Origin of the sequence: Aeromonas sp. 5HA1 (genome assembly GCF_029237245.1) — a bacterium.
Classification (GTDB): domain Bacteria; phylum Pseudomonadota; class Gammaproteobacteria; order Enterobacterales; family Aeromonadaceae; genus Aeromonas; species Aeromonas salmonicida.
In genome coordinates this window covers 383,394-404,618 of sequence record NZ_JAACFW010000001.1, presented here as the reverse complement: position 1 = coordinate 404,618, position 21,225 = coordinate 383,394, and the positions used below count along the sequence as shown (strand labels likewise).

Below are 21,225 nucleotides of genomic sequence, written 5' to 3'. Positions count from 1 at the left end.
ATGAGAATGATTCCTTTTATTGTTGATCTTTGTTGCGAGCTAAGTAATATGCCAGCTGTTTGATAACAGTTCTCAATAAGGATTCACAGTGGCGCACAACAACACCCTCTCGCTGGTTGCCCTTGCCGTGGCGGCCGGCCTCGCTTCCCCGGTTTTTGCGGCGGACAAGAAAGCAGATGAAGTCATGGTCGTCAGCGGCTCACGGATGGAGCAAAAACTGGAAGATGTTTCCGGTCCCATCACTGTGATCACGGCCAGGCAGATTGAAGAGCAGGCGGTGAGCAACGTTGCCGACCTGTTCCGTTACGAGCCGGGCGTGACTGCGATAGGCGGTGCTGGTGATGCCCAGACCTTCGTCATCCGTGGCATGGGTGAAAACCGGGTCAAGATGGTGCGTGACGGTGTGCGCCAGAACGATGCCTACAAGAACGGCGGGGTCGGCCAGAGCTACTTCGACACCGACATGATCAAGCAGATAGAAGTGGTCAAGGGGCCTGCGTCGGCGGCCTACGGCTCCGATGCCCTGGGCGGCGTCATCGCCATCACCACCAAGGATGCCAGCGATTTCCTCCGGGGCCGCGACAGCTATCTGGACGTGACCAGCGGTTACGCCTCCAGCAGCCATCAAAACATGGCCGGTTTTACCGGGGCCCTGCGCAGCGGCGAGTTCGAAAACCTGCTGCGCTACACCTGGCGTGACGGCGGCGTGACCCAGAACTACGATGGCGACAAGAAGGAGTTCGACATCGTCAGCCAGGCCGTGCTGTTCAAGAGCCAGTGGAACCTGAGCGACGATCAATTCCTGAAACTGACCGTCGACTACTTCAACGAAGGGCAGGATCCGGATGCCGTCGATCTCACCAAGGCAGGCTCCGTCTTCAATCAGCCGATCACCGACAAGGACACGGACAACCTCTCCCTGATGCTGGATCACGGCATCGCCCTGAACGCGCCCTGGGTCGATCGCATCGACAGCAAGGTCTACTATGCCCGCACCAAGCAGACCCTGGATCAGTACGCCTCTTCCAAGTATCCGGTCAGACCGGGCAACCCCTATGTGACCAAGAACTCGCTGGACAGCAACGGCTTCGAGCAAGAGAGCCTGGGGGCCCAGGTGAAATTCAGCAAGGCACTGGCCAGTCAGCGCCTTGCCTGGGGCCTGGAGTATGAGCATACCGACAACGAGCGCACCCGTTTCAAGGCGCCGACCACGCCGGGTGACTTTGTTGGCTACAGCGAGCTGAGCTTCCCGTCCACTACCACGGAACACGGTGCCCTGTGGGCCTTCGACGAGCTGAAGTTTGGCGAGCGCTGGGTACTGACGCCGGGTGTTCGCTACGACTACTACCGTATGAACCCGGATCAGGATCCCGCCTACACGGGCGAAAACCTCAAGAAGTTCTCCGAAGGGGAGTTCTCACCCAAGCTGGGGCTGGTGTTCAAGGCACACGAGGCGGCCAATCTGTTCGCCCAGTACAGCCATGGCTACAAGACCCCCATGTATGACAACGCCTTCTCGACCCTGAACCACCAGGCGTATGGCTATCGCATCGAGCCGAATGCCAACCTCAAGCCCGAGAGCAGCGATGGCATCGATTTGGGGGTACGCGGCGATGCCGGCGGTTTCAGCTACGAAGTGGCGACTTTCTACAACAAGTTTGACGACTTCATCGAGCTGGCCCAGGTTGGCACCGAGGGTCGCACTGCGCTTTATCAGTACCAGAACCTGGACAAGGCGACCACCAAGGGGATCGAGGCCAAGGCTGACTACTGGTTGAATGACCTGGTCAACGTCTGGGGCAACCTGGCTTACATCGAAGGCAAGGATGGGGATGGCAACTACATCAACAGCCTGAGCCCGCTCAACGGCAGTGTGGGTGTGCGTCTGGAACAGGCGAACTGGAACATCAACACGGCGCTGCGCTTTGCCGATGACATGGACAAGGTGGGCAAGGATGCCAGAGGCAACGACAACATCAAGAGCGCTGGCTGGGGCGTGGTGGATCTCTACGCCCAGTTCAAGCCCATACAGGATGTGCAGCTCAACGTCGGTGTCTTCAACCTGTTTGACAAGGAGTATGTCAGCTACGAGAACATCACTGGGCAGAGCGCTACCGCCAACACCAGCAACAAGACAGAGCCGGGCCGCAACCTGAGCGCACGGGTCAAGTACGTCTTCTAATGCCGGTGAGCAGCACGCACATCTTATGATTCAGGGGCCGCAAGGCCCCTTTTCTGTGGACTGAAACCGGCCCATGACCACTAAAAAAAGAAACCCGCCAGAAGCGGGTGGAAAGATTGCAACACTAACCAGGAGGTGGTATTACTCAATAGACTCCACTCTTGTGGCAATAGTTCAATTTTATTGATGTTTTTCATTTTTGCTTCCCCTCGGGATCGCAGGATCCTCCCCTGCAAATCGGTTATCATTTGTGCCCCTTCTTCCCGCTGTCGAGGATCTATGCCCGCCTTCTCCTGGTTAGCCCTGTTCTTTGGCGCCTTCTACTTCGTCTATGGTGCCTATCTGCCGTTCTGGTCGCTCTGGCTGGAGGGGATCGGCGTGAGCGCCGAGATGATAGGTCTGTTGCTGGGAGCAGGGATGGCGATCCGCTTCGCCGGCAACCTGATGGTGATGGGGCAGATCAAGGGGGCGGGGCACCTGCTGCCCATCACCCGGCTGCTCTGTCTGCTGAGTCTGCTGGCCTTCCTCGGCTTTTATCTGAGCCATAACCTCTGGTGGCTGGTGGGCTTGACCCTGGTGGCGAACTTCATCTACCCGACCCTGATGCCGATGGGGGAGGCACTGGCTACCCGCATGGTGGTGCAGGCCCATCTCGACTACGGCAAGGTGCGGCTGTGTGGCTCGTTCGCTTTCATCGTTGCATCTACTCTGGTGGGATCGCTGGTGGGGAATTTTGGCAGCGACTGGGTGCTGCATACCATGGTGGCGGGATTGCTGCTCATGCTGTTGCTCAGCTGGTTGCCGCTGCATCCGGCGCCCCGCGACATTCAGGGAGAGCGGGCGAAAGCCTCCCTGCTCGATACCCTCAAGTCCCCTTCGGTGCGCCGCTTTCTGTTGATCTCGGCCCTGCTGCAGGGCAGCCATGCCGCCTACTACGGCTTCAGTGCCATGCACTGGAAGGCGGCAGGTTACAGCGGTACCACCATAGGCTATCTGTGGGCGCTGGGGGTGGTGGCGGAGATAGGCATGTTCGCCGCTGACAAGCGCTTTCTCAACCGCTTCGGTGCCCAGACGCTGTTTCTGGTGGGGGCGATTGGGTGCGTGGTGCGCTGGAGCCTGCTCGGTGCCTCCACCGAGCTCCTGGTGCTGGTGGCGGGCCAATTGCTTCATGCGGTCACCTTCTGCGTCAGTCATCTCGGCGCCGTGCGCTTCATGACCCGTCAGTTGCCAACGGAGCAGCTGATCCCCACCCAAGCACTCTACGCGGCGCTCGGTCTCGGCATGACGGTGGCCGCCCTGATGACACTCTCTGGCCTGCTGTTCGAGCCGCTGGGTGGCGGCATCTTCTTCATCATGGTGCTGGTGGTGGTACCCGTTTTCTTCCTGCGGCTGCGCCCTGGCAAGGCGGCCTCCGCCTGATCTTGGCCGACAATGTCCTGGCCAAAATGTCCTGGCCGAAAATGAAGGTGCCAGACAAAGTGAAGGGGAGCATGTGCTCCCCTTTTTGCATGTCTCTCGTCTCACGCTGGCTCGCTCAGATAGCGGCTGATCAGGGAATGCCAGACCTCGGCACCCAGGGTGCCCGCAAGCAAGGTGCTGGAGGCCGCATCGAAGCGACCATCCTCTTGCCAGGAGAGATGCGGCAAGAGTGCCGACAGGGTACGGTGATGGCGTTGCAGGGCCAGGTCCAGTGCCTCCCAGAAGGCGCTCCCTTTCACGTAGAAAAGGGGATAGTAGGAAAGATCCCCCGCCTTGACCGCATCACTGGCCCGATAGAGGCCTGCCTTGGCATGGGGCAGACGGTCTTCGCGCTGCACCAGCTCGTCGGCGGCCGTGGTGGTGTCCAGACGGAAGCGGTGCAGCGACTTGATGGCAAGGTACTCCGCCAGGCTCTCGGCGACCCAGGTCGGTCTGGCCCGGGTGTCGAGCATGTGCACTGCCTCGTGGGCACTGGTGCGCAGCAGGCGCAGTGGGGCATCGGCGGTGGGCTGGTTGTCGCTGACCGGATAGTTGGCGACAAAGGCCCCGGCCCCGGCGGCGCCTCCCAGCGAGTGGGTACTGATGTCGCGCGCCAGCCACACCAGTTGCCAGGGCTGGCGTGGGGGCGGGGCATCGAGCTGAAAGGCGAGGTAATCGATGATGGCCTCCAGCTTCTTTTGCAGGCTGGCGATATTCAGCGCCCCGGCCACCCCATCGTAATGGATCTGCAGACGTGCTCCCTGCCGAGACTGGGTTGTCGCTGGCAGGGCGAAGGGCAGGATCAGTGGCGGCTCGTCCATGCGGGGCATGGGGTGGCACTGGCCATCCGGCAGGCAGACCTGACCCGGTTGTGCACCCTGCTGGCGCGGGAAATTCCCCCATTCGGTGACCAGCCAGCCGCCTTGTGGAAAGTAGAGGTTCTGCTGGGCAGAGGCATCGGCCCCGGTTGTCGGCACTGGTTTGAGCGTCACCTGCCAGCTCAGCTCGCGGCACCGGATAGGCTGGCCCGGCTTGACCCTGGCGCCGCTCTCCAGACAGGTAAGAGCAGGCAACCCCTGTTGCGGTGTGCCGCGCAAGGTACGGGCGGGCAGAAGAGTGAAAGGTTGTGCCCCTTCCGGGGTGAAGCGGATCAGCAGGGTGTCGGGTTTGGCGCTGGCCATGAGCTGATAGCTTGGGCCGGGTGGTGCCTCGATGGCTGCTCCCCAGAAGGGGAGCAGCAACAGGCTCTGGATGACGGGTGGAAGGGTCATGGCGTCGTTCCTGCGGGTTAGCGCGCTTGCTCATAGCCCAGCAGGTCGCCCGGCTGGCAGCCCAGCTCGCGGCAGATGGCTTCCAGGGTGGAGAAGCGGACCGCTTTGGCATGACCGTTCTTGAGGATGGAGAGGTTGGCCTCTGTGATGTCGACCCGCTGGGCCAGTTCACGGGCTGTCATCTTGCGCTCGGCCAGCAGGGCGTCGAGCCGGATTATGATGGGCATGGGATCCTCACACCGTCAGTTGTTGTTCGTCGGCCAGTTGTTTGGCCTCGCGCATCACCAGGGCCAGTGCCGAGACAATCAAGCCGGCCAGCAGCAGCCTGAAATCTGATGAGCCTATGCTGATGGTGCCATGCAATTCAGGCCCCTGCATGGTGAGGGCTATGTCGACGAGCGGCATTGTGATGATTTCTGCGACGAAGCTGGCACACAGCAGCAAGCCGAGCCAGCGATAGCGGCGGATCTGGCCGAAGGTGAACAGCATGGCGTGCCGATAGCCGCGAAACAGCTGGTGCAGTTGCCAAAGGATCAGCATGAACACCAGATCGGGGAGCAGCATGATCAGGGTGGCCAGAAGGCGAGTGCCGAAGGTGAGCGGATAGTCGCTAAGCGCAGGTGCCGGCGGGGTTAGCAAGGTGCCGAGGGCCTGATCTTCCTGAGCCTTTAGTGGCACGCCGTTGAACACCTTGTCACCGTCGTGGCCGAGCGCCTTTACCAGTTCGTCGTGCAGGCTGTCATTGCCGCCAAGCAGATGAGACCAGGTATCCGTCAGCGTCATGAGCGGGGTGGCCAGCAGGGCGAACAGCAGGATCCATTCGATCAGGCTGCTCATGCGTTCGAGCTTGTTGTATTTCATCCTATACCTCGTGATAGACGCCATGGGCCGCACAAGGCGGCATTTGCTTACTGTTTATCGATAACCTGACGCCAGTGTTTATCGTTTTTCGATATTTCGTCAAGGGTTTTTTTATTGAAAAACGATAAGGATTGACTGGCAAGAAGGAGATGACATTTTCCGGGCACCTCTCTAGACTGGCAGCTGCCGCGCTTAAATATTCAACATGGACAAGAGGTTACAGATGCACCAGGGATGGCTGCTGATCGGGTTGTCGCTCGCCTATCTGGGGCTGCTGTTTCTCATCGCCTATGTGGCTGACAAGAGCAAACGCCGCCGTCTCAAGGGGCAACCCCTGCTCTACAGCCTGTCGCTGGCGGTCTACTGCACCTCCTGGACCTTCTTCGGCACCGTCGGTCAGGCCAGCGAATCCCCCTGGTCGCCGGTGCCCATCTATCTGGGCCCCATGCTGGTGTTCCTGTTCGGCTGGCGCCTGCTGGCCCGCCTCATACTGGTGGCCAAGCGCGAGCACATCACCTCCATCGCCGACTTCATCGCTGCCCGCTATGGCAAGTCCCAGCGTCTGGCCATGTTGATAAGTCTGGTTGCCATCATAGGGGTGCTGCCCTATCTGGTATTGCAGCTCAAAGCGATCGTCACCGGGCTGGATCTGCTGATGGCCAACTCGGTGCCAGCGGGACCGACTGGCAACACGGCGGAGCTGGCACTGGGGGTCACCCTGCTGCTGGCCCTGTTCAGCATACTGTTCGGTACCCGCCACCTGGACGCCACCGAGCACCACAGAGGCATGGTGGTGGCCATCGCCTTCGAATCCGTGGTCAAGCTGCTCGCCTTCATGGCGGTGGGGGGCTTTGCACTCTGGCTTATCCTCAGCAAGCCGAGTCAGGCCCGCACCCTGGTGGCCAGCGACTTTCTCGATGCCGTGGTGGCGGTGACGCCGGGCAGCCTGCTGGAGCTTGCCATCTACACCCTGGTCGCCATGTGCGCTGTCATCTGCCTGCCACGCCAGTTTCACGTGACAGTGGTGGAGAACAACCAGGGCCAGGATCTGCACTGGGCGCGCTGGCTGTTTCCGCTCTACCTGTTCCTGATGGGACTCTTCATCTGGCCGCTGGCGCTGGCGGGCAAGCAGTGGGTGGGGGCCGGCATGGCCTCCGATACCTATGTGATCAGCCTGCCCATGTCGCTGGGCTTTGACGGCATGGCGATGCTGGCGTTTCTCGGCGGTACTTCGGCGGCCACCGGTATGGTGATCGTCTCCACCATCGCCCTGGCCATCATGGTCAGCAACGATCTGGTGCTGCCTGTGCTGCTGCGCCGCTTCTGGCAGCAGGGGCGGGACGAGCGGCTGGTGCGACTGCTGCTGCAGGTACGCCGGGGCGCCATCCTGTTGATCCTGCTGGCGGCCTGGGGGCTCTACCTCTGGCTTGGGGATCTCACCAGTCTGTCTCGCATCGGCTATCTGTCGTTCGGCGCCGTGGCCCAGTTCGCACCGGCTCTGCTGCTCGGCCTCTACTGGCGGCACGGCAACCGCAAGGGGGTCTATCTCGGGCTCGCCCTCGGGGTCAGCTTCTGGTTTGTCACCCTGCTGGCGGAGAGCGGCCTGCTGGCCGGCTCGCCGCTGGAGGCGTTGCTGGCACCGCCGGACTGGCCCGCGTTTCGCGATCTGAGTCTGGGAGCCTGGTGCATCTTCCTGAGCCTCTTGCTCAACCTGCTCGGCTATGTGGCGGGATCCCTGCTGTCGCGGGCGGCGGTGAGCGAGCGGCTGCAGGCGGCCAACTTTGTCGGCAAGCCGAGCCGGGATACGGCGGCCCTCTATCAGGCGCGGGTCTCGGTCAAGGAGCTGGAGATGCTGGCGGCCCGCTTCGTCGGTTCGAGCCGGGTCAAGCGGGCCTTCGGTCGTTTCGCCGGCGAGCGGGGCGGCACCCTGGCGCCCCAGATGCAGGCCTCGGCTGAGCTTATCGCCCATACGGAGCGGCTGCTGGCCGGGGTGTTCGGTACCTCGTCCGCCCGGCTGGTGCTGGCGTCGGCCCTGCAGGGGCGCAACATGCAGCTCGAAGAGATCGCCACCATAGTGGACGAGGCCTCCGACGTGTTTCGCTTCAACCGCGGCCTGTTGCAGGGGGCCATAGAGCACATGGGGCAGGGGATCTCTGTGGTGGACAGAGAGCTCAAGCTGGTGGCCTGGAACCGGCGCTACATAGAGCTGTTCCACTACCCGCCCGGCCTCATCCAGATGGGGCGATCCATCGAGGAGATCATCCGCTACAACGCCGAGCAGGGGCTGTGCGGCCCGGGAGATATCGAGGCCCAGGTGGCGCGGCGGGTCGCCTTCATGCAGCGTGGCAGCCCCCACATCTCGGCGCGGGAGCGACCCGATGGCCGGGTGATAGAGATGCAGGGCAACCCCATGCCGGCCGGCGGTTTCGTCATGACCTTTACCGACATCACCCCGTTTCGCGACGCCGAACGGGTGCTGCGGGAAGCCAACGAACACCTGGAGGCGCGGGTGGCCGAGCGTACCCACGAGCTATCGGAGCTCAACCGCCAGCTGCTGCTGGTAAACCAGCAGGTGGAGCGGGCCAACCACTCCAAGAGCCGCTTCCTGGCGGCGGTGAGCCACGATCTGACCCAGCCCCTTAACGCCGCCAAGCTGTTTACCTCTTCCCTGCTGGAGATGCTGCCACCCCGGGATGAGACGGCCCGCATCGCCCGTCACATCGACGATGCGCTGGGGGCGACCGAGGATCTCATCACGGATCTGCTCGACATCTCGCGGCTCGAGGCGGGCAAGTTCAAGGCCAAAAAGCTCGATTTCGCCCTGCACGACGTGTTCGACAACCTCAAGGCGGAGTTCGGGGTGCTGGCCCAGGCGGGGGGCATACAGTTCTCGGTGGTGGAGAGCAAGCTGGCCGTGTACAGCGACGTGCGCCTGCTGCGACGGGTGCTGCAAAACTTCCTCACCAATGCGTTTCGCTACAACCCGGGCGGCCGTGTGCTGCTCGGTTGCCGCCGGCTGGGGGACAAGGTGCGCATCGAGGTGTGGGACAACGGTCCTGGCATACCGCTCGACAAGCAGGAGGCCATCTTCGACGAGTTCTCCCGCCTCGATCACTCCCGCACCGCCAAGGAGCAGGGGTTGGGGCTGGGGCTCGCGATCGCCCGCGGCATTGCCCTGGTGCTGGGGCACAACCTGACCCTGCGCAGCTGGCCGGGGGCGGGATCCGTGTTTGCCATCACCCTCAATCTGGCGACCCGCCCTGTCGCAACGACGCAAGTGGCGGCGCCCGCCCTGCGGGATAGCCAACTGGAAGGCGTTCGGGTGCTTTGCATCGACAACGAGGGCGACATTCTCATCGCCATGCACTCCCTGCTGGGGCGTTGGGGCTGCGAGGTGGTGTGTGCCCAGAGCCAGGCTCAGGCGGAGGATCTCATCGCCGGCGGTTTCCTGCCGCAGCTGGTGCTCTCCGATTACCACCTGGATGACGGCAAGACAGGGTTGCAGGCCCTGCACATGCTGCGCCTCGCCCATGGCAACGACATTGGCGGCATCATCATCAGTGCGGATCGCAAGAGCGAGTTGCAGGCGCAGATCCGTGAACACGGCTACGGCTACATCAGCAAACCGGTCAAACCGCTCAAGTTGCGTGCACTGATGAACAGCATATTGCGGCCGACCAAACTTGATGATGATCACGAAACAAGTAATTCGTCTGATTTTTAATCTCAGCCCCGAGACGTCAAGATCGGCGCTTTCTTACACAACAAAGCGTCTTTTCTTCTCGTTTGGGGCTATTTTTCGATAAAAAGTGGCTTATTAATAACCTGCCAGAGGTTTGCCCTTCCTCGTTTAACTCCTTATATTCAACCGGCGATTATTTTTTATCGCAAATCAAGTTGTGCAAAAGGCAAACCGGACGAAAGTCCGGGACGCAAAGCTTCCGGTCTAAGGGTCAGCAGTACCTAAGATAGCGGGGCCACCACAGGTTGTTTCGTCCATGGGCCAAGCCATGGCGCGATGTTGTCTGCGTTACCTGTCTGGTTGGCGTTGCCTTTTTCGTTGTTAATTCCAAGAACGAAATAAGGATATTCAACTATGTTAAGTCCAAAACCCTCAGTACTGGCGTTGTTGGTCGGGGGTCTGTGTGCCTCCTCCGCCTTCGCTGCCGCCCCCGGCAAACCCACCATCGGCTGGGGCGAAACCAAGTTCGCCATCGTCGAAGTCGATCAAGCCGCCACCTCCTACAACAAACTGGTCAAGGTACATGCCGATGGCGCGCCGGTCAGCGTGAGCTGGAACCTCTGGTCCGGTGATGTCGGCCAGACCGCCAAGGTGCTGCTCGATGGCCAGGAGGTGTGGTCCGGCGCCGCGTCAGCCTCTGGCACCGCCAACTTCAAGGTGACCAAGGGGGGCCGCTACCAGATGCAGGTGGCCCTGTGCAATGCCGATGGTTGCACTCTCTCCGACAAGAAAGAAATTCTGGTGGCCGACACCGATGGCAGCCATCTGGTGCCGCTCAAAGCACCGTTGCAGGAGAACAACAAACCTTACGCCAACAAATCCGGCAAGGTGGTGGGGGCCTACTATGTGGAGTGGGGCGTCTATGGCCGCAAGTTCACCGTGGACAAGGTCCCGGCCCAGAACCTGACCCACATCCTCTACGGCTTTACGCCCATCTGTGGCGGCAATGGCATCAACGACAGTCTCAAGTCCATCTCCGGCAGTTTCGAGGCGCTGCAACGCTCCTGCGCCGGGCGGGAGGACTTCAAGGTCTCCATCCACGATCCCTGGGCTGCCATCCAGATGGGGCAGGGCAATCTCACAGCCTATGACGAGCCCTACAAGGGCAACTTCGGCAACCTGATGGCGCTCAAGAAGGCCTATCCGGACCTGAAAATTCTCCCCTCCATCGGCGGCTGGACCCTCTCCGACCCCTTCTTCTTCTTTGGTGACAAGACCAAGCGCGACACCTTCGTCGCCTCGGTGAAAGAGTACCTGCAAACCTGGAAATTCTTCGACGGGGTGGACATCGACTGGGAGTTCCCGGGTGGCCAGGGAGCCAACCCGGATCTTGGCAATGCCTCCGATGGCGAGACCTATGTGCTCTTGATGAAGGAGCTGCGCGCCATGCTCGACGAGCTGAGCGCAGAGACGGGCCGCACCTACGAGCTCACTTCCGCCATCAGCGCCGGCGATGACAAGATTGCCAAGGTGGATTACCGCGCCGCCCAGCAATACATGAATCACATCTTCCTGATGAGCTACGACTTCAACGGCGCCTGGACCAACACTGAGCTGGGTCACCAGACCGCCTTGTATGACGCTAGCTGGGATCCCGATACCCGCTACACCACGGACAAGGGGGTGAAGGCACTGCTGGGTCAGGGCGTCGAACCGGGCAAAGTAGTGGTCGGCGCGGCCATGTATGGCCGTGGCTGGACCGGCGTCAGTGGTTATCAGGGCAACAATCCCTTCACCGGCACCGCCACCGGCCCCATAGCGGGCACCGAAGCGGAAGGTATCTGGGAGAAGGGGGTCATCGACTACCGTGGCATCGCCAAGGGCAAGATGGCCGGTGACTGGCAGTACAGCTATGACGAAGTGGCCGAGGCACCCTATGTGTTCAAGGCATCCACCGGTGAGCTCATCACCTTCGATGACGACCGTTCGGTCAAGGCCAAGGGACAGTACGTGCTGGCCAACCAGCTCGGCGGGCTATTTGCCTGGGAAATCGACGCCGACAACGGCGACATTCTCAACGCCATGCACGAGGGGCTGGGCAACGGGGAAGGCACAACGCCGCCCACCAACAAGCCGCCTGTTGCCAACGCTGGCAATGATCTTGCCGTGACCGGCCCGGCAGAGCTGGTGCTGGATGGTTCTTCTTCCCGCGATCCGGAAGGGGCCGTGCTCGGCTACAGCTGGACTCAGGTCTCGGGTCCCAAGGCGACCCTGAGCGATGCCAACCTGGCCAGGGCCAAGGTGAGCGTCGATGCGGTCAGCCAGGACGTGAATCTGGTGTTCGAGCTGACGGTGACCGACGACCACAACCTCAGTGCCAAGGATCAGGTAGTGGTGACCAACAAGGCGCCGCAACCCAATCTGCCACCTGTGGTGACAGTGCAGGACAAGGTCTCGGTACAGGCAGGCAAGCAGGTGAGCATCACTGCCAATGCCACCGATCCCAACGGTGACACCCTCAGCTATCAGTGGAGCGTCCCGGCAGGCCTGACGGCCAGCGGTCAGAACAGCAGTACTTTGGTGGTTACCGGTCCCAGCGTGACCGAGTCGACCGGCTACGACCTCACTGTCACAGTGACCGACGGCGTGCTGGATGCCCAGGGCAAGACCCGTCTCACCGTGACGCCGGTCAGCGGGGGAGGCGAGTGCGGGGCGACTGATCCGGATGCGGCCAACTGGCCGGCCTGGAAAGCCGCGACCACCTACAACGGTGGCGAGAAGGTGAGCCACAACCAGCTGGTGTGGCAGGCCAAGTACTGGACCCAGGGCAATGAGCCGAGTCGCAGCGCCGATCAGTGGAAGCTGACAAGCCAGGTGCAGCTGGGCTGGGATGCGGGGGTAGCCTACAACGCAGGTGACCTGACCACCCACAAGGGCCATCAGTGGAAGGCCCAGTACTGGACCCGTGGCAATGAGCCCGGCCAGCACGACGTCTGGCAAGACCTGGGCGCCGCCATCTGTAATTAACTCTTTTGTCAACTAGCCTTTCTGTGAACCAACCGGGGGCATGCTTGGCATGCCCCTTCTTTTTCTCACCACAACAGCGAGCGTCATGATGACCATACACACTACCCGTATTGCCAGCCTGATCACCGCAGTGCTGGCAAGCGGTTCTCTGCTGGCCGCTACTCAGGCTGTCCCTGCCCTGGTATTCGACGGCACAACCCCACAAAATGACTTGCAAGGATCCTTGGCGGCCAGGGTGCAGTTTGCCCAGAGCCAGATCCTGCCCGCCCATCCTCGTGAGGGGGACAATCAGCCCCGTCTCACCGCCCTGCGCAAGAGCCTGTTGCTGGTCAGGCCGATGCAAGCCGACAGCACAGCTCCCATGGTGGTGATGGCCTATGATGGGACGGGTAAGTTGCTCGGCTCGATGGGACTCAACCCACCCTCAAAACTACCCAAAACCGCTTACTACCTGGAGGGGTCCCCCGAAGAGGGGGTCGATTTCACCCCGGGCCCCGGCACCACAGGCGTCATCAACAGCAGCAGCGAACTGGCAAAGCTGGGTGATCCGGCCGGCGCCTTCCTGCTGAGCAAGTTGCGAGTCCATGCGCTTGTGTCCATCCAGACCGCAGACGGGCGCTGGGTGCGCAACGTTTATTTGCCGACGGATGCGGCGCTGGAAGGCAAGATGGTGCGCCTCGCTTCCAATGCCGGCTACGACTCGACTGTCACTTTCCGTGGTCGTCAGGTGACACTCTCCCGCGGTCAGAGCCAGCAATTCAAATTTGTGCGCGGTCAGTGGATCCGTGACGGTGAGCTGGAAAATAACGGCATCACCTACGCCAGCGATGCCTGGAGCGGGGTACTGCCCTCCAAGTGGATAGTACCTGGACTCAGCTTGTGGTTCAGTCATAACCAGCTCCACGGCGAGCTGACGGGCCTCAAGGTGGGGGCACCGGGGGAGCTGCTGATCCACACCATAGACATCGGCATGCTGACCACACCGCGCAACCAGTTTGCCTTTGCCAAGGATCCCGAAGCGCATCGGGAGTACTTCCAGACCATACCTGCCAGCCGTCTCATCGTGAGTCAATATGCCCCCCTGTCGCTGCCCGAGGTGATGCTGCCGGATGGCACCCTGCTCACCGACTTTGATCCGAGCGAAGGGGGCTGGCACGACGGCACCATGCGCCAGCGCATCGGCAAGGAGCTCATCTCCCATGGCATCGACAATGCCAACTACGGCATCAACAGCACGGCGGGGGAGGGGGAGAGCAGCCACCCCTATGTGGTGGCCCAGCTGGCTGCCCACAACAGTCGCGGCAACTACGCCAACGGGGTGAAGGTACATGGCGGCTCCGGCGGGGGCGGCATAGTCACGCTCGACGATTCTCTTGGCAACGAGTTCAGCCACGAGGTGGGTCACAACTACGGCCTTGGTCACTATGTGGGCGGTTTTGCCGGCTCTGTGCATCGCAGCGCCGACCAGATCAATGCCACCTGGGGCTGGGATGGCGACAAAAACCGCTTCATTCCCAACTTCTTCGCAACCCGCAGCGGCCAGAGCACCTGTCTGGATGGCCAGTGTCAGGCGCCGTTCCACAGCCGCACCTTTGGTCTCGATGCCATGGCTGGCGGTGCACCGCTCTCCGGTTTCAACCGTTTTACGCTCTACACCCCCAACTCGGCAGCCATCATCCAGCGCTTCCTCGAGAGCAAGGCAGTGTTTGATGCCAGTTCCGCCACGGGTTTCAGCAAGTGGAACGAGAGCCGCGCCAAAATGGAGCCCTACCGTCACAAGGTCGACCTTTCCGAGCAGATCACGGCACCCGTGAGTGATCTGGGGGAAGTAAAACTGGCCGCCCTGCTGGCCGAGTACGACCTGGTCAAGGTGGCCATGTGGGATGGAAACTGGACCCGCAACATCCAGCTGCCGCTGGCCTCGGCGGTCAATCGTGGCCGCATCTTCACTGTCGATCACGACGCTGGCTACAACAGCACCCTCTTCATCAACGGCCAGCAGATCACCGTCTCCCGTGGCTTCAAGAAGAGTTACACCTCGGACGGTGCACGCTGGAACGAGGGGCCGCTGGCGGACCTGGCGGTGGAGCGTAAACCTGACGCCTTCGGGGTGCCGGTGACCACCCTGGTCGGTTACTACGATCCGCAGGGGCAGCTGCCGAGCTACCTCTATCCGGCCCTGCACGGCGCCTACGGCTTTGCCTATGGCGATGACGGCGAGCGGCTCGTGACGGGGGATTGCCAATTGCAGGTGGAGACCCGTGATGGGCTGCTGCGTTTCAGATTGGCCAACCATCGCCTGAGTGCCAGCGTAATGAACAAGTTCCACGTCAACGTGCCCACTGCCAGCGAGCCGCGCAGCGCCAGCGTGCTGTGCCGCAATCAGGTGCAGAGTGACGCTCTGCTCACGCCGGCACCGGCCGGTCTCGGCTACACGGTCAACGGCATGCCGTTGACGCGCTGAGACGCTTTTTCCTCGCGCAATGCGAGGTACCACAGGCGGGGGCCGAGCCCCGCCTTTTATCTAGCAAGAGGTAACGATGATGATAAGAAAGTCCTCTGTGGCCAGCCTGCTGGCCGGACTCTGTCTGAGCGGTCAGCTGTGGGCCGCCACCCTGTATGACATCAATCAGGGTTACAGTGGCGGCAGCCAGGTCAGTTTCAACGGCAAGATCTATGAAGCCAAGTGGTACGCCAATCCGGGCCAGAGCCCGGGGGTACAAGGGGCCAATGAATGGGACTCTCCGTGGGCCCTGATGGGTGACGGCGAGGCGACCCCGCCCGATGACGGCGCTGGCATCACGCCTCCGGTGGAGGGGGGCAGCGGTGCCACCGAAGGCACGCCCGTCTACCTGAGCCAGAGCGAGCTGGATGCCAAGGAGAAAGCGCTCACCGACTTCCCGGCCATGGCGGCAGTCAAGGCCTCCATCGCGACCCGCGACAATGCCGTGGTCGAGGCGGTGGCCCCCGGGTTGCCGCTCAACCCTGCCAACGTCAAGCGGGTCGAGGGGGTGATCAGCGAGTCCCAGTTCAACTTCCTGTTCCCGCTGCGGGCCCCGGAATACACCTATCGCGGTTTTTTGCAGGCGGTGGCCAAGTTCCCGGCTTTTTGCGGTGATTACAGCGACGGTCGCAATGCCGAGGCCATCTGCCGCAAGTCGCTGGCCACCATGTTTGCCCACTTCGCTCAGGAGACCGGCGGTCACGAGAGCTGGCGACCCGAGCCCGAGTGGCGCCAGGGTCTGGTCTGGGTGCGGGAGATGGGCTGGACCGAGCAGATGCGCGGCGGCTACAACGCCGAGTGTCGGCCGGATGTGTGGCAGGGTCAGCAGTGGCCATGCGGCAAGTTCGAGAACGGCGAGTTCAAGAGCTACTTCGGTCGTGGCGCGAAGCAGCTCTCTTACAACTACAACTACGGCCCCTTCTCCGAGGCCATGTTCGGCACAGTGCGCACCCTGCTGGACAACCCGGAAAAAGTGGCGGACACCTGGCTCAACCTGGCCAGTGCCGTCTTCTTCTTCGTCTATCCGCAGCCGCCCAAGCCCTCTATGCTGCACGTGATCGACGGCACATGGCAGCCCAATGACCACGACAGGCAGAATGGTCTGGTGCCGGGCTTCGGGGTGACCACCCAGATCATCAACGGCGGCGTGGAGTGCGGTGGCACGGCCGAACACGCCCAGTCCCAGAACCGCATCACCTACTACCAGGCCCAGGCCCAGTATCTGGGGGTGCCTGTGCCGGCAGACGAGGTGCTTGGTTGCAAGAATATGAAGTACTTTGACGAGGCGGGCGCCGGTGCCCTGCCCATCTATTGGGAGAATGACTGGAGCTATGTGCCGGGCAATCCCAATGGCGGCAAGAGCTACGCCTGCAAGCTGGTGGGTTACCAGACCCGCTTTAGCGCGTTCAAGGCGCGGGACTACAGTCAGTGCGTGCAGCACTTCTTCCCCGAGGTGGTGATCGAGGACAACGGCAGCGGCACCAACCTGCCGCCGGTGGCCAATATCAGCGGCCCGAGCGAGGCGCTGGGCGGTGCGACAGTGCTGCTCTCCGGCCAGGGCTCGAGCGATCCGGAAGGCAAGCCGCTCGGCTACGCCTGGACCTTGCCCGCCGGGGCCAGCGCCTCGGATCTGTCCCAGTCCACCCTGAGTGCCACCCTGCCGGCTACCCCGCACAGCGACACCCGCTACGGTTTCGTGCTCAAGGTGACCGACGAGCAGGGGCTCAGTCGCAGTGCGACCCACGAGATCCTGATCAAGGGCAGTGGCGGCACTACGCCGCCGGATGGCAACCCCCCTTACAAAGCAGGGACGGCCTACAAGGCGGGGGACAAGGTAAGCAATCTGGGGGGCAACTACCAGTGCAAGCCCCACCCCTATACCGGCTGGTGTGCGGGCGCGGCTTGGGCCTATGAGCCTGGCAAGGGCACGGCCTGGGGGGATACCTGGATCAAGCTGTGACGTCTGTATTCGTTCAATAAAAAAGGCCCGTCAGGGCCTTTTTTCATGGGAATGAGCGCAATCAGAGCGGCTTTTGCCACAGGCTCAACAGCAGATCCTGCTCCAGCTCATCCGGTCCCTGCTGGGTAAAGGCGTGACGCTGCTCCGCGCTGGCACGCCAGCCGAGTCGGCTGGTTTCCAGAATGAAGCTGCGCAGGCTTTGATCCATGGTCATGGTGAACTGGCAACGCTCCTGACCCACGGGGTTGAGGCCGCCGAGGGCTGGCCAGCTGAGGGGGTGCTCCATGCTGACAGGGTTGAGGCTGACCCTCAGCTGCCACTGGTGGCGCGGGCCTGGCTGCAGGTAAAGCAGGTAACCACCCGGTGCCAGCCAGCTGACCAGCAGCTCTGTCTTGACCTTGAGATCATTGACCAGCAGCACCTGGGCCGTGCCCGGTTGCAGCGGGGCACGAGCCGGATCGGCGATGATGAACTGAGCTTCAGGCTGTACCTTGTTGGCGGCGAAGATGGCGTTCTTGGCCAGATCGAATCCGCCAAATTGCCATTCGGGCAGGCGTTCGGCCAGGGCACGGCAGTAGTAACCTTCGCCGCAGCCGAGGTGGATCAGTTCATGGGCACCGAGGGGGGCGAGCAAGGCCGCCATGGCGTCTACCAGCGGCGCCTGATGGCCCTGTTCCAGGAAGTGGCGCTTGGCGCGCATCAGGGCGCGGCTGTCGCTGTCCTTGGGATTCTTCTTGCCGGGAATGAGATCCAGATACCCTTCCGGGGCCGGATCGAAATGGTGCTTGTTGTCGCAATAGACCCCGCGGGATGCTTCGTGAAGATGCAGGGGGCTGCGGCAAACGGGACATTGAAGATGCATACACACTCGCTTGATTGAGGCTGGGGAAGGGCGTTCGCGATTATAGGGGAGACGATCAGAAAAGGCTGCCGTGGCAGCCTTTTTTATCCAACGGCTCTGTGCTGAGCCGTCAGGGAACCCTGTCAGCGGGTACCAAACACCACTATGGTCTTGCCGTGGGCGGAGATCAGCTCCTGCTCTTCGAGCATCTTGAGGATCCGGCCAACGGTTTCACGGGAGCAGCCGACGATCTGGCCAATCTCCTGACGGGTGATCTTGATCTGCATGCCATCCGGGTGGGTCATGGCGTCCGGCTGTTTGGCCAGATTGAGCAGGGTCTGGGCGATCCGGCCTGTCACGTCCAGGAAGGCCAGGTTGCCGACTTTCTGACTGGTGTGCTGCAGTCGGGTCGCCATCTGGCCGGAGAGACGCATCAGTATGTCCGGGTTGACCTGGATCAGCTGACGGAACTTCTTGTAAGAGATCTCGGCTACTTCACAGGAGCCCTTGGCGCGCACCCAGGCGGAACGCTCTGGATTCTCGCTCTCCTCGAACATGCCCATCTCGCCCAGGAAGTCGCCCTGGTTCAGATAGGAGAGGATCATCTCCTTGCCTTCATCGTCCTTGATCAAGACGGCCACAGTGCCCTTGACGATGTAGTAGAGGGTCTCCGCTTTCTCACCCGCATGGATCAGGGTGCTCTTGGCGGGATACTTATGAATGTGGCAGTGCGACAAGAACCATTCCAGGGTGGGATCGCTTTGCGGTTTGCCAATGACCATGAGAATTCCTCTGTAGTGTCTTTTTATGGACTCGTGCGTCCGGGCAAGCTGCCAACCTTGCCATTCCTTGTATTAGTCGCAGTAGGATAAGAGCCTTTGTCTGTGCTGACAAGGCTTTGAGGGCTTTTGCCAGATCCCCTTGATGCCTGCTGTGCTATCTGCGCCATTTTAGGGAACTTGGGGGCATCAGATGTTGATTTTGATCTAGTTAGCACCGAAGTTCGCGAAAATGGCTCACATATGCCGATTGGGCGCCGTCTGGGGTATGCTATGTCAGTCAGATATGTCGTCATTAAGAGGAAATGTGAGATGAAAGCCAAGGTCAGCTGGGTGGAAGGCATGAAGTTTGTCGGCGAGAGTGAGTCCGGTCATCAGGTGACCCTGGACGGCGCCAACCCCGGCGAAGGTGCCAGCCCGATGGAGATGATCCTGCTGGCGGTGGGTGGCTGCAGCTCGATCGACGTCGTCTCCATTTTGGAGAAGGCACGTCAATCCGTGACCGCCTGCCATGTGGAACTGGAAGGGCAGCGTGTGGAGTCGGTGCCGCGGGTGTTCGAGAAGATCCACCTCAACTTTGTGGTCACCGGCAAGGGGCTGGCCGAGAAGCAGGTGGCCCGTGCGGTGGACCTGTCGATGGAAAAGTATTGTTCCGTCTCCCTGATGTTGGAAAAAGCGGTAGAAATTACCCATAGTTATCAAATTCTTGAAGCCTGATAGCTGTGATTTGTCCCGTCGATAACGCCATGACATAAGGAAAGTGCAATGAAAAACTTGATAGTGTTACTTCCCCTGCTGGGGCTGGCGGCCTGCAGCATGCCCCAGCCGACCCAGTACCAGTACAGCCAGTACCAGTGCGGGGAAGAGCTGTTGGCCATTACCTATGATGCTCAGGCCGACATGGTGCAGTTCCCGTACGCCGGCGTGTATCACAAGCTGGGCCGGGTAGAAGCGGAGTCTGGCGCCAAGTATTCCGATGGTGTCACCACCTTCTGGAATCAGGAGAAACAGGCCATCCTCAGTCAGAAAGATGTGACCCTGCTGACCTGTCAGCGCAAGTAATCGTCATGGTGTGATCACAACGGCCTGCTCTCGCAGGCCGTTTTGTTTCAAGGGGAAAAGACCCGTGCTAGCGGGCAGGCAGGGAGTCCAGCATCTGGCCGGCCAGTTGCTGGCTCAGCTGGCGGCGTGACTCGTCGGGGATGGCGACGTCACTGGCGAGCTGGATGGCACTGCTCCACACCACCTGCTGGGTACGCCGGTCGAGCAGCACTATGGCCAGAGTGCCCTTGCGTGCCCCCACCTTGGCTTGCAGCCCGGGGGTCATGCCGAGGCGGGCGAATATCTCGCCATCGCTCAAGTCCTTGCTGCCAGCGACACCGATGGCGACCCAGAGATCCGCTTCATCGAGGGGCACGCTCTGCCAGCCCTTGCTGCCCAGCTCCTGATTGACCGCCTGCTGAACCGGCACCAGCCAGCCCTCGGCACTCTCACCCGCATACTGGAACTGCTCGGCCAGCGCGTAGCGCGGCGTCGCACCAAACGGCCAGCTCGCAGCCGGTCGCACCACCATGGTGCCCGACTCCAGGGTCGGAGCGGCCGGGCCGCTGCTGCAACCGCCCAGCAGGGCGGCCAATACCACAGAGATAAACGCTAACCGCATCATAAGCTCCTTGGCTCAAGTGATCTTGCCGGTTTCGAGCAGTTGCTGGATCAGCGGGCGCAGGATCAGCTCCATCGCGAAGCCCATCTTGCCACCCGGAACCACGATAGTGTTCATCCGTGAGATGAAGGAGCCATCGATCATCGACAACAGGTAAGGGAAGTCCACCTGCTTGATGCCACGAAACCGGATCACCAGCATACTCTCGTCCAGACTCGGGATCACCTTGGCACTGAAGGGGTTGGACGTATCCACGGTCGGCACCCGCTGGAAGTTGATATGGGTGCGGGAAAACTGCGGTGTGATGAAGTTGATGTAGTCATCCATGGAGCGGACTATGGAGTCGGTGACCGCCTCGCGCGAATGTCCGCGCTCCGAGGTATCGCGGATGAGCTTCTGGATCCACTCCAGGTTGACGATGGGCACCACGCCGATGAGAAAGTCCACGTGACGCGCCACATTGTGGTCATCTGTGACCACGCCGCCGTGCAGCCCCTCGTAAAACAGCAGATCTGTCTCGCTCGGCAGATTTTGCCAGGGGGTGAAGGTACCCGGCATCTGATTGAAGGGGACCGCCTCGTCGAAGCTGTGCAGATAGCGCCGATACTGGCCGCTGCCGTTCTGGCCGTACTCCTGGAAGAAGGACTCCAGCAGCGCGAAGTCGTTGGCCTCGGGGCCGAAATAGCTGATGTGGCGCCCCTGCTCGCGCGCCTTGCGGATCGCCACGTCCATTTCCGGTCGGGTGTAACGATGAAAACTGTCCCCTTCCACCACGGCCGCTTTGTAACCAAGCTGATGAAACATGGAGCGAAAGGCGTTGGTGGAGGTGGAGGTGCCGGCACCGGACGAACCGGTGACTGCAATGATGGGATGCTTGGCCGACATAGAATTCTCTCTTCCTTGGGAGTTCCGTTATAAAGGCATGTTCCGAGTGCGGTCAAGTACGCCGCTTGTCAGTACCGCCGCCCGACTGGTTCACTGGCGTGACACTTGTTCCC

General features: G+C 61.3%; 15 protein-coding genes and 1 riboswitch. Of the genes, 8 read left to right on the top strand and 7 right to left on the bottom strand.

Annotated elements, in window-relative coordinates:
- Nucleotides 1-88 precede the first annotated feature (88 nt).
- Together GWQ27_RS01775 and GWQ27_RS01770 are read left to right on the top strand one after the other, a co-directional pair.
- Nucleotides 89-2,182 (top strand): TonB-dependent hemoglobin/transferrin/lactoferrin family receptor, encoded by a 2,094-nt coding sequence (locus tag GWQ27_RS01775; protein WP_275906537.1) that lies wholly within the window; start codon nucleotides 89-91, stop codon nucleotides 2,180-2,182.
- A gap of 279 nt (nucleotides 2,183-2,461) precedes the next feature.
- The gene (locus GWQ27_RS01770; protein ID WP_275906536.1) at nucleotides 2,462-3,601 is read left to right on the top strand and encodes a 3-phenylpropionate MFS transporter; all 1,140 of its coding nucleotides are present in this window, start codon (nucleotides 2,462-2,464) and stop codon (nucleotides 3,599-3,601) included.
- Nucleotides 3,602-3,702: 101 nt separating this feature from the next.
- Here GWQ27_RS01770 and GWQ27_RS01765 read toward each other — a convergent pair whose 3' ends face one another.
- From GWQ27_RS01765 to GWQ27_RS01755, 3 genes are read right to left on the bottom strand one after another with little or no spacing between them, the layout of a single operon-like run.
- Nucleotides 3,703-4,911, bottom strand: coding sequence for a hypothetical protein (locus GWQ27_RS01765; RefSeq protein WP_275906535.1), 1,209 nt, complete (start codon nucleotides 4,909-4,911; stop codon nucleotides 3,703-3,705).
- Nucleotides 4,912-4,928: 17 nt separating this feature from the next.
- A complete protein-coding gene (locus GWQ27_RS01760; RefSeq protein WP_042035054.1) occupies nucleotides 4,929-5,138 on the bottom strand; it encodes a helix-turn-helix transcriptional regulator in 210 nt (69 codons plus the stop codon).
- A 7-nt stretch (nucleotides 5,139-5,145) separates the two neighbouring features.
- Nucleotides 5,146-5,772 carry a DUF2975 domain-containing protein gene (locus GWQ27_RS01755; RefSeq protein WP_256687550.1) on the bottom strand — a complete coding sequence of 209 codons (627 nt, stop codon included), beginning with the start codon at nucleotides 5,770-5,772 and terminating at the stop codon, nucleotides 5,146-5,148.
- Nucleotides 5,773-5,995: 223 nt separating this feature from the next.
- Between GWQ27_RS01755 and GWQ27_RS01750 the strand changes: the two genes are divergently transcribed.
- The 4 genes from GWQ27_RS01750 (at nucleotide 5,996) to GWQ27_RS01735 (ending at nucleotide 16,944) form a co-directional block, all read left to right on the top strand.
- On the top strand, nucleotides 5,996-9,496 hold the full coding sequence (locus GWQ27_RS01750; protein ID WP_275906534.1) for a PAS domain-containing hybrid sensor histidine kinase/response regulator: 3,501 nt from the start codon (nucleotides 5,996-5,998) through the stop codon (nucleotides 9,494-9,496).
- A gap of 173 nt (nucleotides 9,497-9,669) precedes the next feature.
- Nucleotides 9,670-9,757: riboswitch (cyclic di-GMP riboswitch) on the top strand.
- A 111-nt stretch (nucleotides 9,758-9,868) separates the two neighbouring features.
- Nucleotides 9,869-12,481 carry a glycosyl hydrolase family 18 protein gene (locus tag GWQ27_RS01745; RefSeq protein ID WP_275906533.1) on the top strand — a complete coding sequence of 871 codons (2,613 nt, stop codon included), beginning with the start codon at nucleotides 9,869-9,871 and terminating at the stop codon, nucleotides 12,479-12,481.
- Nucleotides 12,482-12,569: 88 nt separating this feature from the next.
- Entirely contained in the window at nucleotides 12,570-14,945 is a 2,376-nt protein-coding gene (locus GWQ27_RS01740) for a M66 family metalloprotease (protein ID WP_275906572.1), read from the top strand.
- 76 nt (nucleotides 14,946-15,021) lie between these two features.
- Nucleotides 15,022-16,944 (top strand): glycoside hydrolase family 19 protein, encoded by a 1,923-nt coding sequence (locus GWQ27_RS01735; protein WP_275906532.1) that lies wholly within the window; start codon nucleotides 15,022-15,024, stop codon nucleotides 16,942-16,944.
- A 61-nt stretch (nucleotides 16,945-17,005) separates the two neighbouring features.
- Here GWQ27_RS01735 and GWQ27_RS01730 read toward each other — a convergent pair whose 3' ends face one another.
- Both GWQ27_RS01730 and crp read right to left on the bottom strand, forming a co-directional pair.
- Nucleotides 17,006-17,806 carry a putative RNA methyltransferase gene (locus GWQ27_RS01730; protein WP_021138331.1) on the bottom strand — a complete coding sequence of 267 codons (801 nt, stop codon included), beginning with the start codon at nucleotides 17,804-17,806 and terminating at the stop codon, nucleotides 17,006-17,008.
- A gap of 122 nt (nucleotides 17,807-17,928) precedes the next feature.
- Nucleotides 17,929-18,567: a cAMP-activated global transcriptional regulator CRP gene (crp, locus tag GWQ27_RS01725; protein ID WP_005311762.1), complete on the bottom strand. Its 639-nt coding sequence runs from the start codon at nucleotides 18,565-18,567 to the stop codon at nucleotides 17,929-17,931.
- A 309-nt stretch (nucleotides 18,568-18,876) separates the two neighbouring features.
- On the opposite strand from crp, the gene GWQ27_RS01720 reads away from it, so the two are divergent.
- On the top strand, nucleotides 18,877-19,281 hold the full coding sequence (locus tag GWQ27_RS01720; protein ID WP_005311765.1) for an OsmC family protein: 405 nt from the start codon (nucleotides 18,877-18,879) through the stop codon (nucleotides 19,279-19,281).
- Between the two features lie 48 nt (nucleotides 19,282-19,329).
- Nucleotides 19,330-19,626 (top strand): MliC family protein, encoded by a 297-nt coding sequence (locus tag GWQ27_RS01715; RefSeq protein WP_021138330.1) that lies wholly within the window; start codon nucleotides 19,330-19,332, stop codon nucleotides 19,624-19,626.
- A gap of 67 nt (nucleotides 19,627-19,693) precedes the next feature.
- On the opposite strand, the gene GWQ27_RS01710 is transcribed toward GWQ27_RS01715, so the two are convergent.
- Both GWQ27_RS01710 and GWQ27_RS01705 read right to left on the bottom strand, forming a co-directional pair.
- Nucleotides 19,694-20,227 (bottom strand): DUF4136 domain-containing protein, encoded by a 534-nt coding sequence (locus GWQ27_RS01710; protein WP_271788302.1) that lies wholly within the window; start codon nucleotides 20,225-20,227, stop codon nucleotides 19,694-19,696.
- Between the two features lie 15 nt (nucleotides 20,228-20,242).
- Nucleotides 20,243-21,112 carry a phosphoribulokinase gene (locus GWQ27_RS01705; RefSeq protein WP_005311770.1) on the bottom strand — a complete coding sequence of 290 codons (870 nt, stop codon included), beginning with the start codon at nucleotides 21,110-21,112 and terminating at the stop codon, nucleotides 20,243-20,245.
- Nucleotides 21,113-21,225: the final 113 nt, after the last annotated feature.

Bases quoted from the DNA above. Each gene is read 5' to 3' on its own strand.
- GWQ27_RS01770 (WP_275906536.1), top strand. From the start codon at position 2,462: ATGCCCGCCTTCTCCTGGTTAGCCCTGTTCTTTGGCGCCTTCTACTTC.
- GWQ27_RS01765 (WP_275906535.1), bottom strand. From the start codon at position 4,911: ATGACCCTTCCACCCGTCATCCAGAGCCTGTTGCTGCTCCCCTTCTGG.
- GWQ27_RS01760 (WP_042035054.1), bottom strand. From the start codon at position 5,138: ATGCCCATCATAATCCGGCTCGACGCCCTGCTGGCCGAGCGCAAGATG.
- GWQ27_RS01755 (WP_256687550.1), bottom strand. From the start codon at position 5,772: ATGAAATACAACAAGCTCGAACGCATGAGCAGCCTGATCGAATGGATC.
- GWQ27_RS01750 (WP_275906534.1), top strand. From the start codon at position 5,996: ATGCACCAGGGATGGCTGCTGATCGGGTTGTCGCTCGCCTATCTGGGG.
- GWQ27_RS01745 (WP_275906533.1), top strand. From the start codon at position 9,869: ATGTTAAGTCCAAAACCCTCAGTACTGGCGTTGTTGGTCGGGGGTCTG.
- GWQ27_RS01740 (WP_275906572.1), top strand. From the start codon at position 12,570: ATGACCATACACACTACCCGTATTGCCAGCCTGATCACCGCAGTGCTG.
- GWQ27_RS01735 (WP_275906532.1), top strand. From the start codon at position 15,022: ATGATGATAAGAAAGTCCTCTGTGGCCAGCCTGCTGGCCGGACTCTGT.
- GWQ27_RS01730 (WP_021138331.1), bottom strand. From the start codon at position 17,806: ATGCATCTTCAATGTCCCGTTTGCCGCAGCCCCCTGCATCTTCACGAA.
- crp (WP_005311762.1), bottom strand. From the start codon at position 18,567: ATGGTCATTGGCAAACCGCAAAGCGATCCCACCCTGGAATGGTTCTTG.
- GWQ27_RS01720 (WP_005311765.1), top strand. From the start codon at position 18,877: ATGAAAGCCAAGGTCAGCTGGGTGGAAGGCATGAAGTTTGTCGGCGAG.
- GWQ27_RS01715 (WP_021138330.1), top strand. From the start codon at position 19,330: ATGAAAAACTTGATAGTGTTACTTCCCCTGCTGGGGCTGGCGGCCTGC.
- GWQ27_RS01710 (WP_271788302.1), bottom strand. From the start codon at position 20,227: ATGCGGTTAGCGTTTATCTCTGTGGTATTGGCCGCCCTGCTGGGCGGT.
- GWQ27_RS01705 (WP_005311770.1), bottom strand. From the start codon at position 21,112: ATGTCGGCCAAGCATCCCATCATTGCAGTCACCGGTTCGTCCGGTGCC.